The organism is Nonomuraea sp. NPDC052116, from assembly GCF_040680035.1.
GTDB lineage: Bacteria > Actinomycetota > Actinomycetes > Streptosporangiales > Streptosporangiaceae > Nonomuraea > Nonomuraea angiospora_A.
On sequence record NZ_JBFAWA010000012.1, the window covers coordinates 39,540 to 56,685 of the forward strand.

15 protein-coding genes are annotated in these 17,146 nt (G+C 69.5%); 6 read left to right on the forward strand and 9 right to left on the reverse strand.

From position 1 onward, the window contains the following. Positions 1–2: 2 nt before the first annotated feature. Both AB0L65_RS23910 and AB0L65_RS23915 read right to left on the reverse strand, forming a co-directional pair. Positions 3–1,745, reverse strand: a complete 1,743-nt coding sequence (locus AB0L65_RS23910) for a CocE/NonD family hydrolase (protein ID WP_364248898.1) — start codon at positions 1,743–1,745, stop codon at positions 3–5. Between the two features lie 114 nt (positions 1,746–1,859). Then, positions 1,860–2,222, reverse strand: a complete 363-nt coding sequence (locus tag AB0L65_RS23915; protein ID WP_364248900.1) for a hypothetical protein — start codon at positions 2,220–2,222, stop codon at positions 1,860–1,862. A gap of 294 nt (positions 2,223–2,516) precedes the next feature. Here AB0L65_RS23915 and AB0L65_RS23920 point away from each other — a divergent pair, with 294 nt between their 5' ends. Then, positions 2,517–3,425, forward strand: a complete 909-nt coding sequence (locus AB0L65_RS23920) for a helix-turn-helix transcriptional regulator (RefSeq protein WP_364248902.1) — start codon at positions 2,517–2,519, stop codon at positions 3,423–3,425. A gap of 4 nt (positions 3,426–3,429) precedes the next feature. Here AB0L65_RS23920 and AB0L65_RS23925 read toward each other — a convergent pair whose 3' ends face one another. From AB0L65_RS23925 to AB0L65_RS23935, 3 genes are read right to left on the reverse strand one after another with little or no spacing between them, the layout of a single operon-like run. Continuing rightward, positions 3,430–4,215 carry an ABC transporter permease gene (locus tag AB0L65_RS23925; protein ID WP_364248904.1) on the reverse strand — a complete coding sequence of 262 codons (786 nt, stop codon included), beginning with the start codon at positions 4,213–4,215 and terminating at the stop codon, positions 3,430–3,432. Continuing rightward, complete coding sequence (locus tag AB0L65_RS23930; protein ID WP_364248906.1) at positions 4,212–4,976, reverse strand: ABC transporter ATP-binding protein; 765 nt, start codon at positions 4,974–4,976, stop codon at positions 4,212–4,214. Before AB0L65_RS23930 ends, AB0L65_RS23925 begins: the two co-directional genes overlap by 4 nt. Positions 4,977–5,024: 48 nt before the next feature. Further along, the gene (locus AB0L65_RS23935; RefSeq protein ID WP_364248908.1) at positions 5,025–6,224 is read right to left on the reverse strand and encodes a nitrate ABC transporter substrate-binding protein; all 1,200 of its coding nucleotides are present in this window, start codon (positions 6,222–6,224) and stop codon (positions 5,025–5,027) included. Between the two features lie 293 nt (positions 6,225–6,517). On the opposite strand from AB0L65_RS23935, the gene AB0L65_RS23940 reads away from it, so the two are divergent. Next, on the forward strand, positions 6,518–7,324 hold the full coding sequence (locus AB0L65_RS23940) for an SAM-dependent methyltransferase (protein WP_364248910.1): 807 nt from the start codon (positions 6,518–6,520) through the stop codon (positions 7,322–7,324). Between the two features lie 4 nt (positions 7,325–7,328). Here the strand turns inward: AB0L65_RS23940 and AB0L65_RS23945 are convergent, their stop codons facing one another. Further along, entirely contained in the window at positions 7,329–8,555 is a 1,227-nt protein-coding gene (locus tag AB0L65_RS23945) for a hypothetical protein (protein ID WP_364248912.1), read from the reverse strand. 245 nt (positions 8,556–8,800) lie between these two features. Here AB0L65_RS23945 and AB0L65_RS23950 point away from each other — a divergent pair, with 245 nt between their 5' ends. Continuing rightward, positions 8,801–9,277 carry a hypothetical protein gene (locus AB0L65_RS23950; RefSeq protein WP_364248914.1) on the forward strand — a complete coding sequence of 159 codons (477 nt, stop codon included), beginning with the start codon at positions 8,801–8,803 and terminating at the stop codon, positions 9,275–9,277. Here the strand turns inward: AB0L65_RS23950 and AB0L65_RS23955 are convergent. The 3 genes from AB0L65_RS23955 to AB0L65_RS23965 all read right to left on the reverse strand — a co-directional run bounded on the left by AB0L65_RS23955 (position 9,270) and on the right by AB0L65_RS23965 (position 13,449). Further along, on the reverse strand, positions 9,270–10,316 hold the full coding sequence (locus AB0L65_RS23955; protein ID WP_364248916.1) for a LacI family DNA-binding transcriptional regulator: 1,047 nt from the start codon (positions 10,314–10,316) through the stop codon (positions 9,270–9,272). The two genes, AB0L65_RS23950 and AB0L65_RS23955, sit on opposite strands and share 8 nt — an antisense overlap. 173 nt (positions 10,317–10,489) lie before the next feature. Next, positions 10,490–12,463, reverse strand: coding sequence for a glycoside hydrolase family 36 protein (locus AB0L65_RS23960; protein ID WP_364248918.1), 1,974 nt, complete (start codon positions 12,461–12,463; stop codon positions 10,490–10,492). Then, on the reverse strand, positions 12,463–13,449 hold the full coding sequence (locus tag AB0L65_RS23965; protein ID WP_364248920.1) for a hydroxyacid dehydrogenase: 987 nt from the start codon (positions 13,447–13,449) through the stop codon (positions 12,463–12,465). The genes AB0L65_RS23960 and AB0L65_RS23965 overlap by 1 nt, the downstream gene beginning before the upstream one ends. Before the next feature lie 247 nt (positions 13,450–13,696). Here AB0L65_RS23965 and AB0L65_RS23970 point away from each other — a divergent pair, with 247 nt between their 5' ends. From AB0L65_RS23970 to AB0L65_RS23980, 3 genes are read left to right on the forward strand one after another with little or no spacing between them, the layout of a single operon-like run. Next, positions 13,697–14,683: an ABC transporter permease subunit gene (locus tag AB0L65_RS23970; protein ID WP_364248922.1), complete on the forward strand. Its 987-nt coding sequence runs from the start codon at positions 13,697–13,699 to the stop codon at positions 14,681–14,683. Continuing rightward, positions 14,680–15,546 (forward strand): carbohydrate ABC transporter permease, encoded by an 867-nt coding sequence (locus tag AB0L65_RS23975; RefSeq protein ID WP_350738162.1) that lies wholly within the window; start codon positions 14,680–14,682, stop codon positions 15,544–15,546. The genes AB0L65_RS23970 and AB0L65_RS23975 overlap by 4 nt, the downstream gene beginning before the upstream one ends. Before the next feature lie 28 nt (positions 15,547–15,574). Then, the gene (locus tag AB0L65_RS23980; RefSeq protein ID WP_364248924.1) at positions 15,575–17,146 is read left to right on the forward strand and encodes a DUF3502 domain-containing protein; all 1,572 of its coding nucleotides are present in this window, start codon (positions 15,575–15,577) and stop codon (positions 17,144–17,146) included.

Consider the following 17,146-nt stretch of genomic DNA (forward strand, 5'->3'; position numbering starts at 1 on the left):
TCTCAGCGGTGGATCACGGGCAGGATCAGGCGGCTCGGGTGCCCGGGACCGTGGAGCACGCTGTTGGTCGCGACGACGACCTGGCCGGCGGTGTCCTCGGCGATGGTCCCGCCGGTGTTGGTGTTGCGGTCGTAGCGGGGGAAGTCGCTGGAGGAGACCTCGAGGCGGATCCGGTGCCCGGGCAGGAACACGTTGGAGGTCACCGACAGGTCCAGCGTGACCTCGTACACCTGACCGGGGGTCAGCGGCTCCGGCTCGGCCAGGGAGTCGCGGTAGCGGGCGCGCAGGATGCCGTCGGTGAGGTAGATCGCCCGTCCGTCGGGGAAGACGTCGACGAGCTTGCCCGTGAAGTCGGTGTCGCGCGCCGACGAGGTGACGTGGAGGACGAGCGAGACGTGGCCGGTGACCTCGACCGGCTCCTCCAGCGCTGGGGTGGTGAAGCAGAGCACGTCGTCGCGGGCCTCGACCGGGCGCTGGTCGACCGGGCCGGCCCCGTTGACGGCGGTGGGCATCATGATCCGGCCGCCGCGGGTGGGCACCGGGTCGGCCGGGTCGTAGGTGTAGGTGTCGGTCGCCTCCGCCGTGGGTGGCCGAGGGCTGAGGACGCCGTCGCCGCCGGCGCTGTTGGCCCGGCCGGCGCCGTCGAGGAAGTAGTCGGTGTACTCGGTGTCGGGCAGCGGCCAGTCCTGCTCGTCGCGCCACTGGTCGATGCCCATGACGAAGATCCGTACGGGCGCGCCGTCGGCCGGCGCGTCGGCGCGGCCGCGCAGCCAGCGGTCGAAGAAGCGGATGTGCGCCCCGGTCAGGTCGGCCGCCATGCCGCCGGCGCTCATCCCGAACCGCCGGTCGTGGTAGGCCCCGTCCTGGTACAGGTGGTCCCAGGGGCCGATGATCAGCCGCTGCCCCTCGCGGGCCTCGGCGCTGCCGCCCTCGGCGCGCATGCGGGTGTAGGTACGGACGGTGCTGTCGACGAACAGGTCGAACCAGCCGCCGACGTTGAGCGCGGGCACGGTCACCTGGTCGAACCGCTCGGCGACGGCGAGGTCCTGCCAGAACCGGTCGCGGGCCGGGTGCCGCAGCCACTCGGCCCACCAGGGCGACTGCTTGTTGAGCAGCGGCTGGTCGCCGATCGGCAGGGTGGCCAGATGCGGCTGCGGATCGGCCGCCATGCCGGCCGCCTCCATGAGAACGCCCGGGTCGCCGGTGCCCGCGGCGAGCGCGGTCTGCGCCGCCGTCAGCGTCATCATCGTGGTCCACGTCCAGGTCGTGTGCCACGAGAGCGCGCCGCCCGCGGAGTACCAGGGCGCGTGGTAGAAGTCGGTGCTGGTCACCGTCGGGGCGATCGCCTTGAGCCCGGCGGGGGCCTGCGACGCGCCGGCCCACTGCACGAAGCCGAGGTAGGAGGCGCCGTAGCTACCGATGCTGCCGTCGCACCACGGCTGCTCCAGGAGCCAGGCGATGGTGTCGGCGCCGTCGTGCGGGTCGTCCGCGTGGGGGGTGAACTCGCCGTTCGAGCGGAACCTGCCGCGCGTGTCCTGCCAGACGACCGCGTACCCGGCTTCGAGCAGGGCCTGCAGGTTGGGGGTGATGGGAGATCCGCCGAGGCCCGGCAGGGCGTCCTTGCCGTAGGGGACGCGCACCAGCAGCGTGGGCGCGGGTGGTCCTTCGGGGATCCAGAGGTCGGTGGCGAGGGTCACCCCGTCGCGCATCGGCACCATGACGTCCTTCTCGACCGAGAAACGCATCCTAATCTCCTACGCCAGCACGCATCGCCGTCAGGATTTTGTAGCATTTTGCGTCCGCCTCTTTCTAGCGCACATCCTGACCGATCGGAAGGGTCCGGCGCGAACGCCCGCGCGTCAGGGGCGGTCGTCGGATCGGGGCCAGCGGGCCTTCAGCTCGAGTTCGGCCTTGGCCATGGCGGCCTGCAGCTGGTCGGGGCTGCCGGCCTCGAGGACGGTGCAGCGGAGGGGGTCGCGGCATTCGAAGGCGGTGTAGGCCTGCCGCCAGGCTCCCCAGGTGATGACCCAGCCCGGCCACCGCGCCTGCAGGGCGTTCAGGTCGCGATCGATGGCGGCCGAGGAGTCGGAGGCGCCGGCGTCCTGCCGCGGGGGCGGTTGGGCGGGTCCACCGCGCGAGCGGCGATGGCGGGGTCGCTGCGATCTCTCCGTGAGGTCTTCCCGGGTGGGCTCTTCCCGGTCGGGCGGCATGGGTGCTGGCATCAAGATCTCCATCGAGGGGGTAGATCGTGGTGCGTGCGGACGCTTATCCTTCCCACTCGGCATTCCCCGATGCAAGTACGTCTGCACATGCATTCCAAGAAAATTGCATATGCACGTGCACCGGCTGCACGTTGAAAGGGGGAAAGGGATCGAGAGTCCCATTTACAATGGCATGTCGGCTTCTGTGTTGTATGGGGTGAAGTGCGCGGCGCGAATATCGATGCATGGTCAGAAAGAGCATGAAACAGTAGGTAACGTAAGGAACAATGTGTGCCTCGCCCGGCAAAAGGATCAATGATGATCGTTGCAGAGCCTGACGGAGACGGTGTCCCCACCGGCGTCGTACGTGGTGCCCGGAGCGGGCCGACCGCGTTGCGGATCATGGTGGGCACCCAGCTGCGTCGGCTGCGCGAGGCCAAGGGCATCACCGGCGAGAAGGCCGCGGACACCATCCGCGCCAGCCACTCCAAGATCAGCCGGATGGAGCTGGGCCGCAGCCCCTTCAAGCAGCGTGACGTGGCCGACCTGCTCACCTTGTACGGCATCACCGCCCCCGGCGAGCGGGAGAAGGTGCTGGAGCTGGCCCGCCAGGCCAGCGCCCCGGGATGGTGGCATCAGTACAGCGACGTGCTCCCCGGCTGGCTCGAGCCCTACCTCGGGCTGGAGCAGGCGGCACGCACGATCCGCAACTACGAGGCGCAGTCCGTGCACGGCCTGCTGCAGTGCGAGCCGTACGCGCGGGCCGTCATCGGCATCCGGCACGGCGACGCGGACCCCGACGACCTCGATCGCCGGGTGGCGATGCGGATGCGCCGCCAGGACCTGCTCACCGACAGCGACGCGCCCATCCTGTGGGCGATCATGGACGAGGCGGTGCTGACCCGGCCGATCGGCGGCCGCGACGTCCAGCGGGCCCAGCTCGAGCACCTGCTCGCGGTCTGCGACCTGCCGAACGTCACCCTGCAGATCGTGCCCTTCCACATCGGTGGGCACGCGGCGGTGGGCGGCCCGTTCACGCTCTTACGCTTCGACGCCCCCGACCTGCCCGACGTGGTCTATCTGGAGCATCTCACCAGCGCGATGTACCTGGACAAGCCCACCGACATCGACGACTACAGCAAGGTGATGAACACCTTGACCATCCAGGCCGCTCCGAAGGAGGCGACTCCGTCGCTGCTCAAGGGCATGCTCGAAGAGCTCTGAGCGGCTAGCGTGCCACGTCCCGGGCGGCCGTGTGCCAGCTCGTCGCCCTGCGCGCCAGAGCCCCGAAGCCGAGGAAGACGGTCAGCCCGAGCAGGGACGCCAGCGCGACCGCCGCGAACAGCTGCTCGGACTGCAGCCGGGACCGGTACAGGTCGATGAGCGTGCCGATGCCCGGCTCGCCCTGCCGGAAGAAGAAGTCACCGACCACCGCGCCGATGACCGACAGGCCGGCGGAGACGCGCAGGCCGGTGAGGATGTGGGGCAGCGCCGCCGGCAGCTGGAGCTTCCACAGCCGGGCCGCCCACCCGGCCCGCGCCAGCGTGAACAGGTCGTGGTGGGTCTCCTCCACCGACCGCAGCCCGAACAGCGTGTTGGTCACGATCGGGAACAGCGCGATCAGCGCGCAGACCAGGACGCGGGTGAAGAACCCGAACCCGAACCAGAACCCGAACAGCGGCACCAGCGCCAGGATCGGGATCGTCTGCAGGATCACCAGGTACGGATGCAGCGACCGCTCCAGCCAGCTCGCCTGCGCCATGGCGATCGCGCACACGACGCCGATCACGGCCGCGATCGCCAGGCCCAGCAGCGCGACCTGGCCGGACAGCAGCAGGCCGGCGAACAGCTCGGCACGGTTGACGGGGTCGAAAAGCCCCACCCGCACCACGGCGTCCGGCGGGGGCAGCAGGAACCGCCGGTCCGGGGTCAGCAGCACGTACGTGGCCGCGTACCAGAGGGCTATCACCAGGGCGAAGACGATCAGCGGCGGAACCCACCGCAGCCACCTCATGCGGCCGTCCCCCGCAGCCAGGCCGACACCTGGCCCGCGATCCGCGCGAAGTCGGGGCTGAAGCGCAGCTCGGCCGGGCGAGGGTAGGGGAACGGCACGTCGCAGGCGCCGACGATCCGCCCCGGCCGTTCCGACAGCACGATGATCCTCGTGGCCAGGAAGACGGCCTCGCCGACGGAGTGGGTGACGAACACGGCGGCGAAGCGGCGTAAGCCGAACAGCCGCAGCAGCTCCGACTGCAGCCGCTCGCGCGTGATCTCGTCCAGCGTGCCGAACGGCTCGTCGAGCAGGAGCAGGTCGGGCTCGACGGTGAGCGCGCGGGCCAGCGACACCCTCATCCGCATCCCGCCCGACAGGGTCCGGGGCCGGTGGTGCGCGAAGCCGGCCAGCCCCACCAGGTCGATCGCCTCGTCCGCGCGCCGCCGCCGCTCCGCCCTGGACAGCCCGCGCAGCTCGCCGAGCAGCTCCACGTTGGCGCGGACGGTGCGCCACGGCAGCAGGGCATGGTCCTGGAAGACGTAGCCCACGGACGTGGTGTCCCGGCGCACCGAGCCCTCGGTGGCGTCGGTCAGCCCCGCGGCCAGGCGCAGGAGAGTGCTCTTGCCGCACCCGGAAGGGCCGACCACCGCGACGAACTGGCCGGGGGCGACGGTCAGATCGACCTTCTCCAGCGCCTGCGTGCCGTCGTCGTAGCGCTTGCCCGCGCCGGAGAAGGACAGCGCGGAGAAGGACAGCGCGGAGGTGGCGGCCTCACCGAGCACCCGGCCACTAGACCACATCGGACAGGACACGGGCAACACGCCGATCGGTCAGCCGGCGCCGTAGCCGATCTTCGGGTCGACGAAGTCGTTGGTGACCACGTCGGAGGGCTGCAGACCGTCCTTCACCGGCTTGTTCTGCTTGGCGAAGATCGGCCGGGTGATGTCGATCAGCCGCTGCACGCGGGCGGTGTCGAAGTTGCCGACGGTGTCGTCGGGGCCGTTGCCGGCCAGCTTGAGGGCCTTCATCTGCTGGACCGAGAACTCGGAGCTCGGCTTGGTGTACTGGGTGGCGACCTTGTACGCCTGGTTGAGCCGCAGGGTGAGATCGATCGTGGGGCCCGGCTGGGCCAGCACGTCGACCTGCGCCTGCTGGAAGATGGGAATGAGCTTGCGCAGGCACGGCGCGAGCTTCTGCTTGTCGGCCGGGCGGATCACCAGCGGGGGACCGTAGTTGGGATAGCCGGCGTCGTACACCAGCTGATACTTCACCGGCTTGCGCCACTGCGGCACGTCTTTTTCGTAGATGTACGGCTCGGCGTTGGCATAGCCGGCCACCGCCGCCTTGCCCCCGGCGGCCACGAAATGGGACGGGGACCCGTCGTAGGATCCGTCCACCTGGCCGCGCTTCAGCAGCCCTGCCCCCACCAGATACTCCATGTAGGTGTTGCCGCCGAAGTAGAGCACCTTCGTGTCGGTCCGGCCGATGTCCTTGATGGTGTTGAAGGTGGGGTACGTGGCCGGGTCCCACAGGATGATCTGCGGGTGGATCTCCAGCAACGCCATGACCGCGAGGGTCGGCTGGGTGGCCGACATCTGGATGCCCTCGTCCATGCCGCCCAGCACACCGAGGGTGATCCCGGGGTCGGTGTACATCTGCGCCGACGACTGGGTGAAGCCGATCGCCGGCCCGCCCGCCCGGAGCTCCAGCGTGACCCCGGTGTCCTTGCCCCGGACGACCAGCGGCGCGCTCACCCGCTTCCTGTCGGCGTCAATGGCCGGATCGGCGCCCAGGAGGTGGTACATCCCGCCTTCGACGGTGATGTGCGGCGTCCACTGGGTCTGCACCACGATGGTGGCCGGGCAGACGCCGCGCAGGTCGGTGGGGTCGCCGGCATTCCCGGACGCCGCCGGTTTCGGCTGGGGCGTCTGTTGCGTGCCGGTGCACGCCGCGAGCAGGAGGAACAGCCCGAGAATCGCTGTGGTCCTCGCCGTGGTACGTCCCGCATGCCGTGGCCGGCGCACGCGCATGGTGCCATCCTTCCGATGGGCGGCGATTGAATATTCGCGGCAGAAACCATGTCAAGCGCTGATCCGATATTCCTGGTCCTGCGCGCGCGGAAGACAATTCCCGGAACTTACCATGCTTTGTCGAGCGCCCGGCATTTCGGGTGAGCGCCTTTGGGTGAAAGGCCCTTCGTGGGTGGTTTGTCCAGTCGTGTGAGATTCAGATTCGGGAGAAGTACACTAACCGCCTCTTCGTTGCAAATGGGTATGATCACCTCGCGGGTGGGACCTTTATGCTCAAGCCTGGAGACCTCTGAATGACAGCAGACAACTCGACCACGGACCGGTGGCCGCCGGAGATCGACACGACCGTGGCACACTCGGCGCGGGTCTGGAACTACTGGCTGGGCGGCAAGGACCACTACGCGGTGGACCGGGAAGTCGGCGACCGGTTGAGCCGGATAAATCCGGACATCGCCTTCACGGCCCGCGCCGACCGCGCCTTCCTCCACCGCTCCGTGCGCCATCTGGTGGCCGAGGCGGGGGTACGGCAGTTCCTGGACATCGGCACCGGGCTGCCCACGGCCGGCAACACGCACGAGATCGCCCAGAGCCTGGCTCCGGAGACGCGCGTGGTCTACGTCGACAACGACCCCGTCGTCCTCGCCCACGCCAAGGCCCTGCTCGTGGGCACGCCGGAAGGCAGGACCAACTACATCCAGGCCGACCTCCACGACCCGGACACCATCCTGAGAGCGGCCGCCGACACGCTCGACTTCACCCAGCCGATCGCGATCATGCTGCTGGGGATCGTGCACTTCATCAACGACGACGACGAGGCGTACGCGATCATCAACCGCCTGCTCGACGCCGTCCCCTCCGGCAGCCACCTGGCGCTCGTCCACATCACCGCGTTCTTCAACCCGGAGGCGAAGCGCGAGGAAGTGCGCCACTGGAACGAGCACGGCACGCCCAAGCTGACCATCCGCTCGCCCGAGCAGATCGGGCACTTCTTCGACGGCCTGGAGATCCTGCCTCCCGGCATCGTCTCCACCACGCGCTGGCGCCCCGACATCGACGACGTCCCGGAAGTGGATGGATTCTGCGGGGTCGGCAGGAAATAAGGGGTCAGTGTCGTCTCACGATGAAAGGCTGCTCGGAGTCGGTCTCCTCGCCGACGGAACCCACGCCCCACAGGTCCGAGGTGCCGGGGACGGCCGCGATGGCGGCGTAACCGGTGCCTCCGGCGCTGATCGCCTCCCGCGTCCACGACGTGCCGTCGTAGTGGAGGAGGATCGCCTTGCCCGGGTTGAGGGAGTCGGTGCCACTCGCCCACACGTCGTTCTTGCCGAACGCGGTCAGGCGGTTCAGGGAGCCCTTCCACGGCGGCAGCTCCATACGCTTCCAGGCTGACCCGTCCCAGTGCATGACGAGCGGCTCGGAGACGGCTTTCTGGGGATCGAAACGATGCGTGTCGCCGGGCTTCCGGCGACAGCGCGCCGGCATGTACTCCTCCCGGTCGTAGCCCCCGATCGCGCCGACGGCCCAGACGTCGGTCGGCGTGATCGCCAGCACGCTGTTCAGGCGCCCTTCGGGGATCGCGGGGAAAGCCATGTCCTCCGCGTAGGACCATCCTTCGTCCGGAGTGCTGTGCGCGACCATCGGGCTGATGCCCCGGCAGTCCTCACGAGGCTCACCGCCCACCATCCAGACATGGCCGTCCTTGAGCGCGACCGAGGCGAACACGCCGTCGATCCCCGACTGCAACAGCTCGAACCTCTTGCCGCCCCATTCGACGGCGAAGGCTCCCACGGGGCCCGAACCGACGATGACCGCGTGCCCCTTCTCGGCGGCGACGTCGTACGCCTTGTAGCCCTCGGCCACTCCGAAGGGGTGTCGTTCGGTCCAGACACGGCCGTTCCATTGCGAGACGGCTCCTGAGCCGCCCGCGAGCCAGATGTCGTCGGGCCCGGTCATGTCGAACGCCTGCACGCGAAGGTAGCTGTTCTTGACCGGGACCCTGGTCCAGGCGGAGCCGTTCCAGTGGGCGAGGACGGGCAGACCCTCGTCGTCGTCGGCGCCGGCTTCAAAACCGGCCGCCCAGGCGTCCTTCGGCCCCTTGGCGAGCACGTCGACCAGCCCCGAGGTGTCCTTCAGCTTGGGGCCCAGGACGTTGCGCCATCGCGTCGAGGGCGTGATCGTCTCGCTCGGCGCCGGGGTGGCGGGCGCGCTCGCGGACTTCGACGGCGCGGTGGAGGACCTCGTCGGCGCTGCGATGGGAGGCTTTCCGTCCGAGCACGCGGCCAGCAGACTGAGGCAGGCCGTCGCGGCCGCGAGATCTCTCATGATCTTCATCGTGCGTATTATGCCGATCTCGGCCGTCGTCGGCGGTGAAACTTTCACAAAGGGGAATCGGCGCCCGGTGCGTCGCGGCCGCCCCATAACCGCCGGTGAAAAGAGAGATCCGGCACCTTATCAACGGGGCCGTCGGCCGCCTTAACGCCTGCCCGATTCCGGCCCGACGAATCCTCTAGCGGACGGCTCGACGGCCTCCAGCGCAGGGTGATGCCGACGCCACGTCAGACAGAAGGGGGCGGGAATTGTTACCCGACATCCTGCGACGCCGCACGACCAGGCTCCTGACCGTCGTTCTCACGCTGCTGGCCGCGGTCGCCGTGCCGGTCGTGCCGGCCCACTCGGCCGCCCAGGTCCCGATCTTCCTGGAAGTACGCGGGGACAACAGCCGGAAGCTGGCCGGCATCTACGGCTGGATCGAGTTCAACGACAGCACGACGTACACCTACCAGTTCTACCTGTGCCGCGAGTCGAGCTACAGCGCCGCCGGCGGGTACGTCCTGATCAACGACCGCGCCACCCTCCGCGCCTCGTACAGCTTGAACTGGGGGGACACGACGATACCCGAGTGCCTGTATCCGGCCCAGCTGTACGGCACGACGGATTCCGTCGGCGGCACCGTCAGGAACGTGACGGTCGAGGTGGAGGGCGTCAACTTCAACGGCCAGAACCAGGCCACCTGGAAGAGGAAGTCGTTCACCTACGACAACCCCTTCAACTGACGATCCTCTCGCCCACCGATCCGCGCACCACGATGTGCGTGCCCAGGATGACGTGCTGCGGTTGGCCGGGGTCCAGGGCCAGCCGCACGGCGGTGCGGCCCAGCTCCTCGGTGGGAATGTGCACCGTGGTGAGCCCGGGTACGAGGTCGGCGGCGAGCGGGATGTCGTCGTAGCCGGCGACCGACACGTCCTCGGGCACGCGCAGGCCCGCCTCGCGCAGCGCGGCCAGCACGCCGGCGGCGACCATGTCGGTGCCCGCGAAGATCGCGGTGAACTCCGTCCCCGCCGCCAGCAGCCGCCTGGTCCCCTCGTAACCGGCGCCGCGCGAGAAGTCGCCGGGCAGCACGAGGTCCGGATCGCAGGGGACCCCGTAGTCCTCGTGCGCGCGGCGGAAGCCGGCCACGCGGTCGATCTTGGTGGTGTTCTGGTCGTCGGCGGTGGCGGCGCCGAGGTAGACGATCCGGCGGTGGCCACGCGAGAGCAGGTGGCCGGTCATGGCGTACGCGCCGGCCTCGTTGTCGTACTCGACGACGGTGGTCGGCACGTCGTCGCCGAGCGGCGGGCGCCCGCAGAGCACGAGCCGGGAGCCCGCCTTGTCCAGGGCGTGCGCGAAGTGCGACATCCGCGCGCGGTAGGCGTCGTCGGCCGAGCCGCCGCCGACCAGGATCACCGCGTCGGCGCGCTGCTCGCGCATGGCCTCGACGACCGCCAGCTCGCGCGCCGGGTCGCCGTGCGTGGCGCACACCAGGCACAGCCGGCCCTCCTCGGTGGCCTGCTGCTCGACGCCCTTGGCGACATAGGCGAAAGAGGGCCCGGTGACGTCGTCGAGCACGAAGGCGACCATCTTGGTGCCGGCGCCGGACAGGGCGCGGGCGTGCACGTTGAGGACGTAGTCCAGCTCGCGCATGGCCCGCAGCACGCGGGCGCGGGTGGCCTGCGCGACCGGATAGTCCCCTTTGAGCACCCGGGAGACCGTGGACGCGGAGACCCCGGCGCGGGCGGCGACGTCCCGGATGGTGGCCCGCTCCAGGTCATCCACGGGCGCGACCCTCCGCGCCGCCGCCTCCCGCGCGTCGGACCTCCGCGGCGCCGCGTCCCGCGCGTCAGACCTCGGTGGCGCGGCCTCCCGCGCGTCGGGCTTTGGCGGTGCTGCCTCCCGCACGCGCTTCGGCGGTGCGGCTTTCCGCGAGGCGGGGTCCGGCTTCGGTGGTGTCAGCTTTCCTGGCAAGGCGCACCTTTCGTCAGGCGGAGCAGCGCCGCGGAGTACGGCTCGGGCAGCACGACGCTGAGCATGCCCCCCTGCCGGCCGGCCGCGGTGGCCGACGGGAAGAGCGGGGTCACCTCACAACCGGAAGGCCAGGGCAGCTCGATCGTCGCGGACGGCGCGCCCCTGCGCCACACAGCGAGGTAGGCGGTGTCCCCGCAGTCCACGGCCAGGGCGAGGCGGTCGTCCCGCCAGCCGGGCAGCCCGAGCGGCCAGCGCGGCAGGCCGTGCGCCAGCTCGCCGCGGTAGGACTTGTAGACGCCGATCGCCTCGGCGACCTCGGCCAGCTGTTCCGGGGGCAGCAGGTCGAGCCGGCCGCTGAGGTGGATGCGGCCGAGCATCGCGGTGACCATGGACCAGGCGACCCGCTCGGCGGGGTAGGCCCACATCGCGCCCTGCTCCGGCGGCACCGCGGCGGGCGCGGCGGCGGCGATGGCGGGCAGCAGCAGCTCGTCCTGCTGGTCGGTGAGCGAGGCGATGGAGTGCCTGGCCAGGGTGGCGCCGTCCAGCCGCATGCCGCCGGCCGCGCAGGACTCGATCACCAGGCCGGGGTGGCGCTCCAGCAGGCGTTCGACCCAGGCCAGGTAGGCGCGGTTGTGCTCGAGCAGCCGATCGGCCGGGCCGATGTCGATGTTGTAGTCGAACTTGAAGTAGCCGATGCCGTGCTCGCGCACCAGCCGGTCGATCACGGCGTCGAGGTGGGCGACGGCGGCCGGGTGGCTGAGGTCGAGCTGGTGGCGGCCCCACTCGGACAGCCTGGTTCCGGCCCGGCGCAGGAACGCCTCCTCGGGCAGGGCGACCCCGCTGCGTACGCCGATGACCTCGGGCTCCAGCCACAGCCCCGGGACCATGCCGTGGCCCTTGATCGCGTCGATGACCTCGCCGATTCCCCCGGGGAAGCGCACGGTGGACGGCTCCCACGCGCCGACCGTGTCCCACCAGCCCGGGACGCCGCCGTCGCCGGGCCCGGCCAGCGAGTCGTCGTACCAGCCGGCGTCGACGCAGAAGTACTCCGCGCCGACCCGGGCGGCGGCCTCGATCAGCGACAGCAGGCGCTCGGTCGAGGGGTCGCCCATCAGGCAGTTCATGAAGTCGTTGAACACCACCGGCAGCTCGGCGTTGTCGCGGTGCGGCCGGCGCACGGCCCGGCGGTAGGCGGTCAGGGCGGCGACGGGGTCGCCGGCCACGGTGAACGCGGCGGTCGCGGTGGTGAAGCTCTCGCCCGGCGCCAGCCGCGCCGACCAGCCGTGCTCGCGCTGGGACGGTCCCGACAGCGCCAGGTAGACGTCGTCGAAGCGGTCGGCCAGCTCGGCGTGCCAGGGGCCGTTGTGCTCGATCTGCCAGGCGAGCGTGCCGCCGGCGCACTCCAGCCACCCCGTCGGCAGGTGTTCGGAGGACGGCCAGGAGCCGGTGCTGGTGAGCGCGACGCGGTTCTTCGTCCCGGTCTGGCCGAAACGCGTCATGCCGACGTCGTGCAGCTCCAGCGGCCGGCCCGACCAGCGGAACTCGCCGCTCCACGGGTTGCGCGCGCTCCACACCGTCAGATCCCAGGGCAGCCCGGCGAACGCGAAGCTCGACACGTGCTCCAGGACCAGCTCGTCCGACGCGGTCACCGTCGACCAGCAGCGGACGACCTGTCCAACCACTGGGCCGACCGCCTGGAAGACGGTCGTCACGGAGACGCCGTCGCCGCCGGAGCGGATCGTCAGCCGGTCGTCCTCGGCGCGGTGGCTCTCGTAGCGCAGCTTCAGCCCGTCCACGTGCCGCTTGCCCGACGTGCCGCTCCTGCCCCGGCCGGTCACCTCGATCTGCACCACCGGCAGCGCCGAGCGGCCGTTGCCCCGGAACGGGCCGATCGCCAGCAGCCGGGGCGGAGCGCCGGCGGTCAGGTCGAGGACGAGGTCGCGCCAGGTCACCTCCATCAGGCCACCCGGTCCAGGTCCTCGTGCGTCACCTGGTGCGCCAGCGGCAGCCCGGCGATGAGCCGTTCCAGCTCGTCCAGGGCGACGGCGCCCATCCGGGACAGCTCGTTGCCGTGCGAGCCGGCGATGTGCGGGGTGAGGAAGGCGTTGGGCAGGTCGAACAGGGGAGAGTCGGGCTGCAGCGGTTCGGGCTCGGTGACGTCGAGGACCGCCGACAGCCGCCCGGACTTCAGCTCGCTGACCAGCGCGTCGGTGTCGACCAGCGACCCGCGCGCGGTGTTGATCAGGACCGCGCCGTCCGGCATCAGCGCCAGCCGTGCCCGGTCGAGCATGTGCTCGGTCTCGGGGGTGGCGGGGGCGTGCAGGCTGACGATGTCGCTGCGGCGCAGCAGCTCCTCCAGCGACTCCTGCCGTACGCCGGGAACCCGGGTGTAGGGGTCGTACAGGCACAGGTCCAGGTCGTACGGCGCCAGCAGTTCGAGCACCTTGCGGCCGATGCGGGAGGCGCCCACGATGCCGACCGTGCGGCCGTTGTTGCCGATGCCGGGCTCGATCTTGGCCAGGGTGAAGGAGCGCTCGCGCCGGTAGCGCTGGTTGAGGGCGAAGACCCCCTTGCCGGCCAGCAGGATCGCGCCGACGGTGTACTCGGCCACCGGGACGGCGTTGGCCTCGGCGGCCGAGGAGACCAGCAGGCCGCGTTCCCACCAGGCGGGGCTGATCATGCCCTTCACCGAGCCGGCCGCGTGCAGGACGGCCCGCAGGCGGGGCGCGGCGGCCAGCAGCGCCTCGTCGATCGGCGGGCAGCCCCAGCCGGTGATGAGGATCTCGACGTCGGCCAGGGCCACGCGCGGGTCGTCGAACCGCTCGGCGACCACGGCGACGTCGATGTCGGCCAGCGTGTCCAGCCGCCGCAGCAAGGGCGCGGGGAAGAGCAGAGCGAGATGTTCCTCGCGCATGGCGAACAGCGCCTTCGGGCGTGGGGACACGGGGGAAGCCCTCCATTCGATAGAGACCGGTTTCTAAACTAGGAGCGCAGCCCTCTGTGGTCAACGGGCAATCCCCGATTAACTCGAAGGCGCGTCTTACCAGGATTTCCCGGCTGGCCTGCGCCGATCTGTAACGTCTCTGTAACGCAGCCTTGAACGTGCTGGCCGGTCGGACGTAGCGTTCGCAGCGACCGGTTTCTATCAACCTAGAGAACCACCTGCTGCCGCCTCAGACGGGACTTCGGTGATGAGCACGCTACAGACGAGGCCAGAGCCTCAGACGAGACCGCCTTCCGGGCCGCCGGACAGGCGCCGCGTCCGACGCAAGGCGGTCCGTACGAACTGGACGATCGGGCTGCTCGCCCTGCCGGCGGTCGCCTTCTTCCTTGTCTTCAGCTACCTGCCGATGTCCGGCCTGGTGGTGGCGTTCAAGGAGTTCGACGTCAGCCTGGGGATCTTCGGCAGCCCGTGGAACGGGCTGGAGAACTTCAGCTACTTCCTGGAGTCCGGGGACGCGGCGAGGATCCTGTTCAACACCCTCTTCCTCAACATCCTGTTCCTGGTCGCGACGCTGGCCGCCGGGATGGTTCTGGCGATCATGCTGAACGAGATCCGCAGCACCTTCTTCAAGCGGGTCTCCCAGTCCGTCGTCTTCTTCCCCTACTTCGTCTCCCCGGTCGTGATCAGCATCATCCTGCAGGTGCTGCTGGCCGGGGCCTCCGGCGGAGGCGGGGCGGTCAACGACGCGCTCGGGGGCCTCGGGTTCCCCTCGGTCGACTGGTACACGGAGCCGGGACCGTGGCCGTGGATCCTCACCGTGGTGAAGATCTGGCAGCTCGGCGGCTATCTGAGCGTCATCTTCCTGGCCGCGATCACCGGCATCCCCGAGGAGGTCTACGAGGCCGGGATGATCGACGGAGCCTCGCGGGCCCAGATGGCCTGGCGCATCACGCTCCCGCTGCTGAAGCCCACCGCGGCCGTCCTGCTGGTGCTGGGGGTCGGCCGGATCTTCTACGGCGACTTCGGCACCATCTACGCGATCGTCGGGGACAACGGCACCCTGTTCGACAGCACGGACGTCATCGACACCTACGTCTTCCGCGCCCTGCGCCAGCTCGGCGACTTCGGCACCACCGCCGCGATCGGCCTGTTCCAGTCGGTGGTGGGTTTCGTCCTCGTGGTGATCGCGGTGCTGATCCAGCGCAAGTACTCGAAGGAGACCAGCATCCTATGAGCGGCAAGAAGCTGGAACCGTTCACGATCGTCAGCGTCATCGGCGTCTCCTTTGCCATGCTGGCCTGCGCGATCCCGTTCTGGATGATCATCTCGGGGTCGCTCACCAGCGAGTCCGAGCTGGCCACGACGGGCTACAGCCTGTTCCCCGCGGCCTTCGACCTCACCGCGTACAAGATGATCTTCACGGGTCCGGCGGTGCTGAACGCCTACTTCGCCAGCGTCTTCATCACGGTCGTGGGCACGGCCCTGTCCCTGGCGGTGACCTCGGGGCTGAGCTGGGTGATCGCCCGGCGGCTGCCCGGCATCAGCCGGCCGCTGACCGTCTTCTCCTACCTGCCGATGCTGTTCTCCGGCGGCCTGGTGCCCCTCTACCTGCTGGTCACGCAGTACCTGAAGCTGCAGAACAGCTACTTCTCGGTGATCCTGCCGCTGCTGGTCATGCCGTTCCTGGTCTTCGTCCAGGTCAGCGCCTTCCGCCAGCTACCGGAGTCGATCTTCGAGTCGGCCAAGATCGACGGCGCGGGTGAGCTGCGCATCTTCTTCACGATCGCGATCCCGCTGTCCAAGCCGATCCTCGCCGTCGTCGGCCTCTTCTACGCCGTGCACTACTGGAACGACTGGTTCATGGCGCTGCTGTTCATCGATGACGTGCACAAGTTCCCGCTGCCCCTCGTGCTGCAGAACCTCATCTCCAACATCTCGTTCACGCAGATGCTGCCGCAGCTGGCCGAGGCGGCCACCCCCGTCTACCAGCTCCGGCTGGCGCTCACCACCGTCGCCATCGGCCCGATCCTGCTCGCCTACCCCTTCGCCCAGCGCTACTTCGTCAAGGGCATCACCCTCGGTGCCACCAAGGGCTGATCCCGCTCCCCCCACCTCAGGAGTTACCGTGTCCCACCACCTCATGTCGCGGCGCCGCCTGCTGGCCACCGGCGGCGGCCTGTCCCTGGCCGCCCTGCTCGCCGCCTGCTCGGACGACTCCCAGAAGCCGCAGGCCACCGGTGGCGCCCAGAGCGCCGGCGCGCTCGCGCTGAGCCTGCTGCTCCCCGGCGACGTCCCGGCCGGCTGGGACGCCGTCCTGGCCGAGGTCAACAAGAAGCTCCAGGCGGACCTGGGCTTCACCATCAAGCCGCAGTTCATCCCGTGGACCAGCTACGGCCAGCAGGCGCTGCTCAAGTTCACCGCGGGGGAGAAGTTCGACACCGCGCTGCAGGCGCGCTGGCTCAACATGACCCAGCTCGCGGCCAGCGGCTCGATCGTCGAGCTGAGCAGCCTGCTGTCCAGCGGCAAGTACCCCAACCTGACCGCCACGATCGACCCGAAGATCATCGAGCTCAACCGGTGGAGCGGCAAGCTCTACGGCCTGCCCCAGATCAACTCGGTCGCCCGCTTCCACCACTTCAGCATCCGCCAGGACCTGGCGGAGAAGCTCGGCATGAGCGACATCACGGACTTCGCCGGGCTGGAGAAGTTCTGGTACGACGTCAAGCAGAAGAACAAGGACATCATCCCGATCGGGGTCAGCTCCCGGATGCCCAAGCTGCTGGTGGCGTGGAACCCGGTCGGCTGGCTCAACCCCTACATGTGGGACAACCCCACCATGAGCATCGCCTCCTTCACCGGCGACTCGCTCAACTTCGTCCTGGCCGCCGACGGCAAGCAGACCGGCTCGTCCAACCCGATCCCGTGGTGGGAGGCCCCGGGCATGGTGGACGCGCTGCGCAAGATCCGCAAGTACTACCAGGACGGGCTGATCAACAAGAACGCCCTCACCCTGGACTCGAAGGCGCTGGACTCCCAGTTCAAGGCCGGCCGCGTCGCCACCGGCTGGGCCATGACCGACGGCCTGTCCTCCACGGGGCTGTCCGAGCTGACCAAGAACGTGCCCGGCGCGATGATCGCGAACGTGATGCCGCTCAAGGGCGGCGAGAGCGCCAAGCCGTACCAGACGTTCCAGAGCGACAACTTCGTCGTGCTCAACGCCAAGGGCGAGAGCAACGAGAAGGCCATGCAGCTGCAGGACTGGGTGTCGATCAAGGAGAACCACGACCTGATCAACTACGGCCTCCCCGGCAAGGACTGGAACCCCGTCGGCGACGACAAGTACGAGCAGCTGTCCACCTACACCTTCCCCGGCTTCGCCCTCGCCTGGCGGGCCAAGCTGGAGCGCCGGGTCAAGGGCATGACGGAGTCCGAGGCCAAGTGGTTCGGCTGGGCGCAGGACATCGACAACTTCACCGTCGACCCCTACGCCAGCTTCGTCCCCGACCCGGAGCCGATCAAGCGGGAGAACACCCAGGTCACCGCGGCCATGACGCAGTTCGCCAACCCGCTGTTCATCGGCGCCGTCGATGTCGACCAGGGGCTGGACAAGCTGAAGAAGGCGCTGGAGCGGGCCGGCCTGGCCAAGGTCCAGGCCGAGATGGCCAAGCAGGCCGACGCCTACCTGAAGGGCCAGTGA

Coding starts and splice junctions, on each gene's coding strand:
- AB0L65_RS23910 (WP_364248898.1), bottom strand. CDS start 1,745: ATGCGTTTCTCGGTCGAGAAGGACGTCATGGTGCCGATGCGCGACGGG.
- AB0L65_RS23915 (WP_364248900.1), bottom strand. CDS start 2,222: ATGCCAGCACCCATGCCGCCCGACCGGGAAGAGCCCACCCGGGAAGAC.
- AB0L65_RS23920 (WP_364248902.1), top strand. CDS start 2,517: ATGATGATCGTTGCAGAGCCTGACGGAGACGGTGTCCCCACCGGCGTC.
- AB0L65_RS23925 (WP_364248904.1), bottom strand. CDS start 4,215: ATGAGGTGGCTGCGGTGGGTTCCGCCGCTGATCGTCTTCGCCCTGGTG.
- AB0L65_RS23935 (WP_364248908.1), bottom strand. CDS start 6,224: ATGCGCGTGCGCCGGCCACGGCATGCGGGACGTACCACGGCGAGGACC.
- AB0L65_RS23940 (WP_364248910.1), top strand. CDS start 6,518: ATGACAGCAGACAACTCGACCACGGACCGGTGGCCGCCGGAGATCGAC.
- AB0L65_RS23945 (WP_364248912.1), bottom strand. CDS start 8,555: ATGAAGATCATGAGAGATCTCGCGGCCGCGACGGCCTGCCTCAGTCTG.
- AB0L65_RS23960 (WP_364248918.1), bottom strand. CDS start 12,463: ATGGAGGTGACCTGGCGCGACCTCGTCCTCGACCTGACCGCCGGCGCT.
- AB0L65_RS23970 (WP_364248922.1), top strand. CDS start 13,697: ATGAGCACGCTACAGACGAGGCCAGAGCCTCAGACGAGACCGCCTTCC.
- AB0L65_RS23975 (WP_350738162.1), top strand. CDS start 14,680: ATGAGCGGCAAGAAGCTGGAACCGTTCACGATCGTCAGCGTCATCGGC.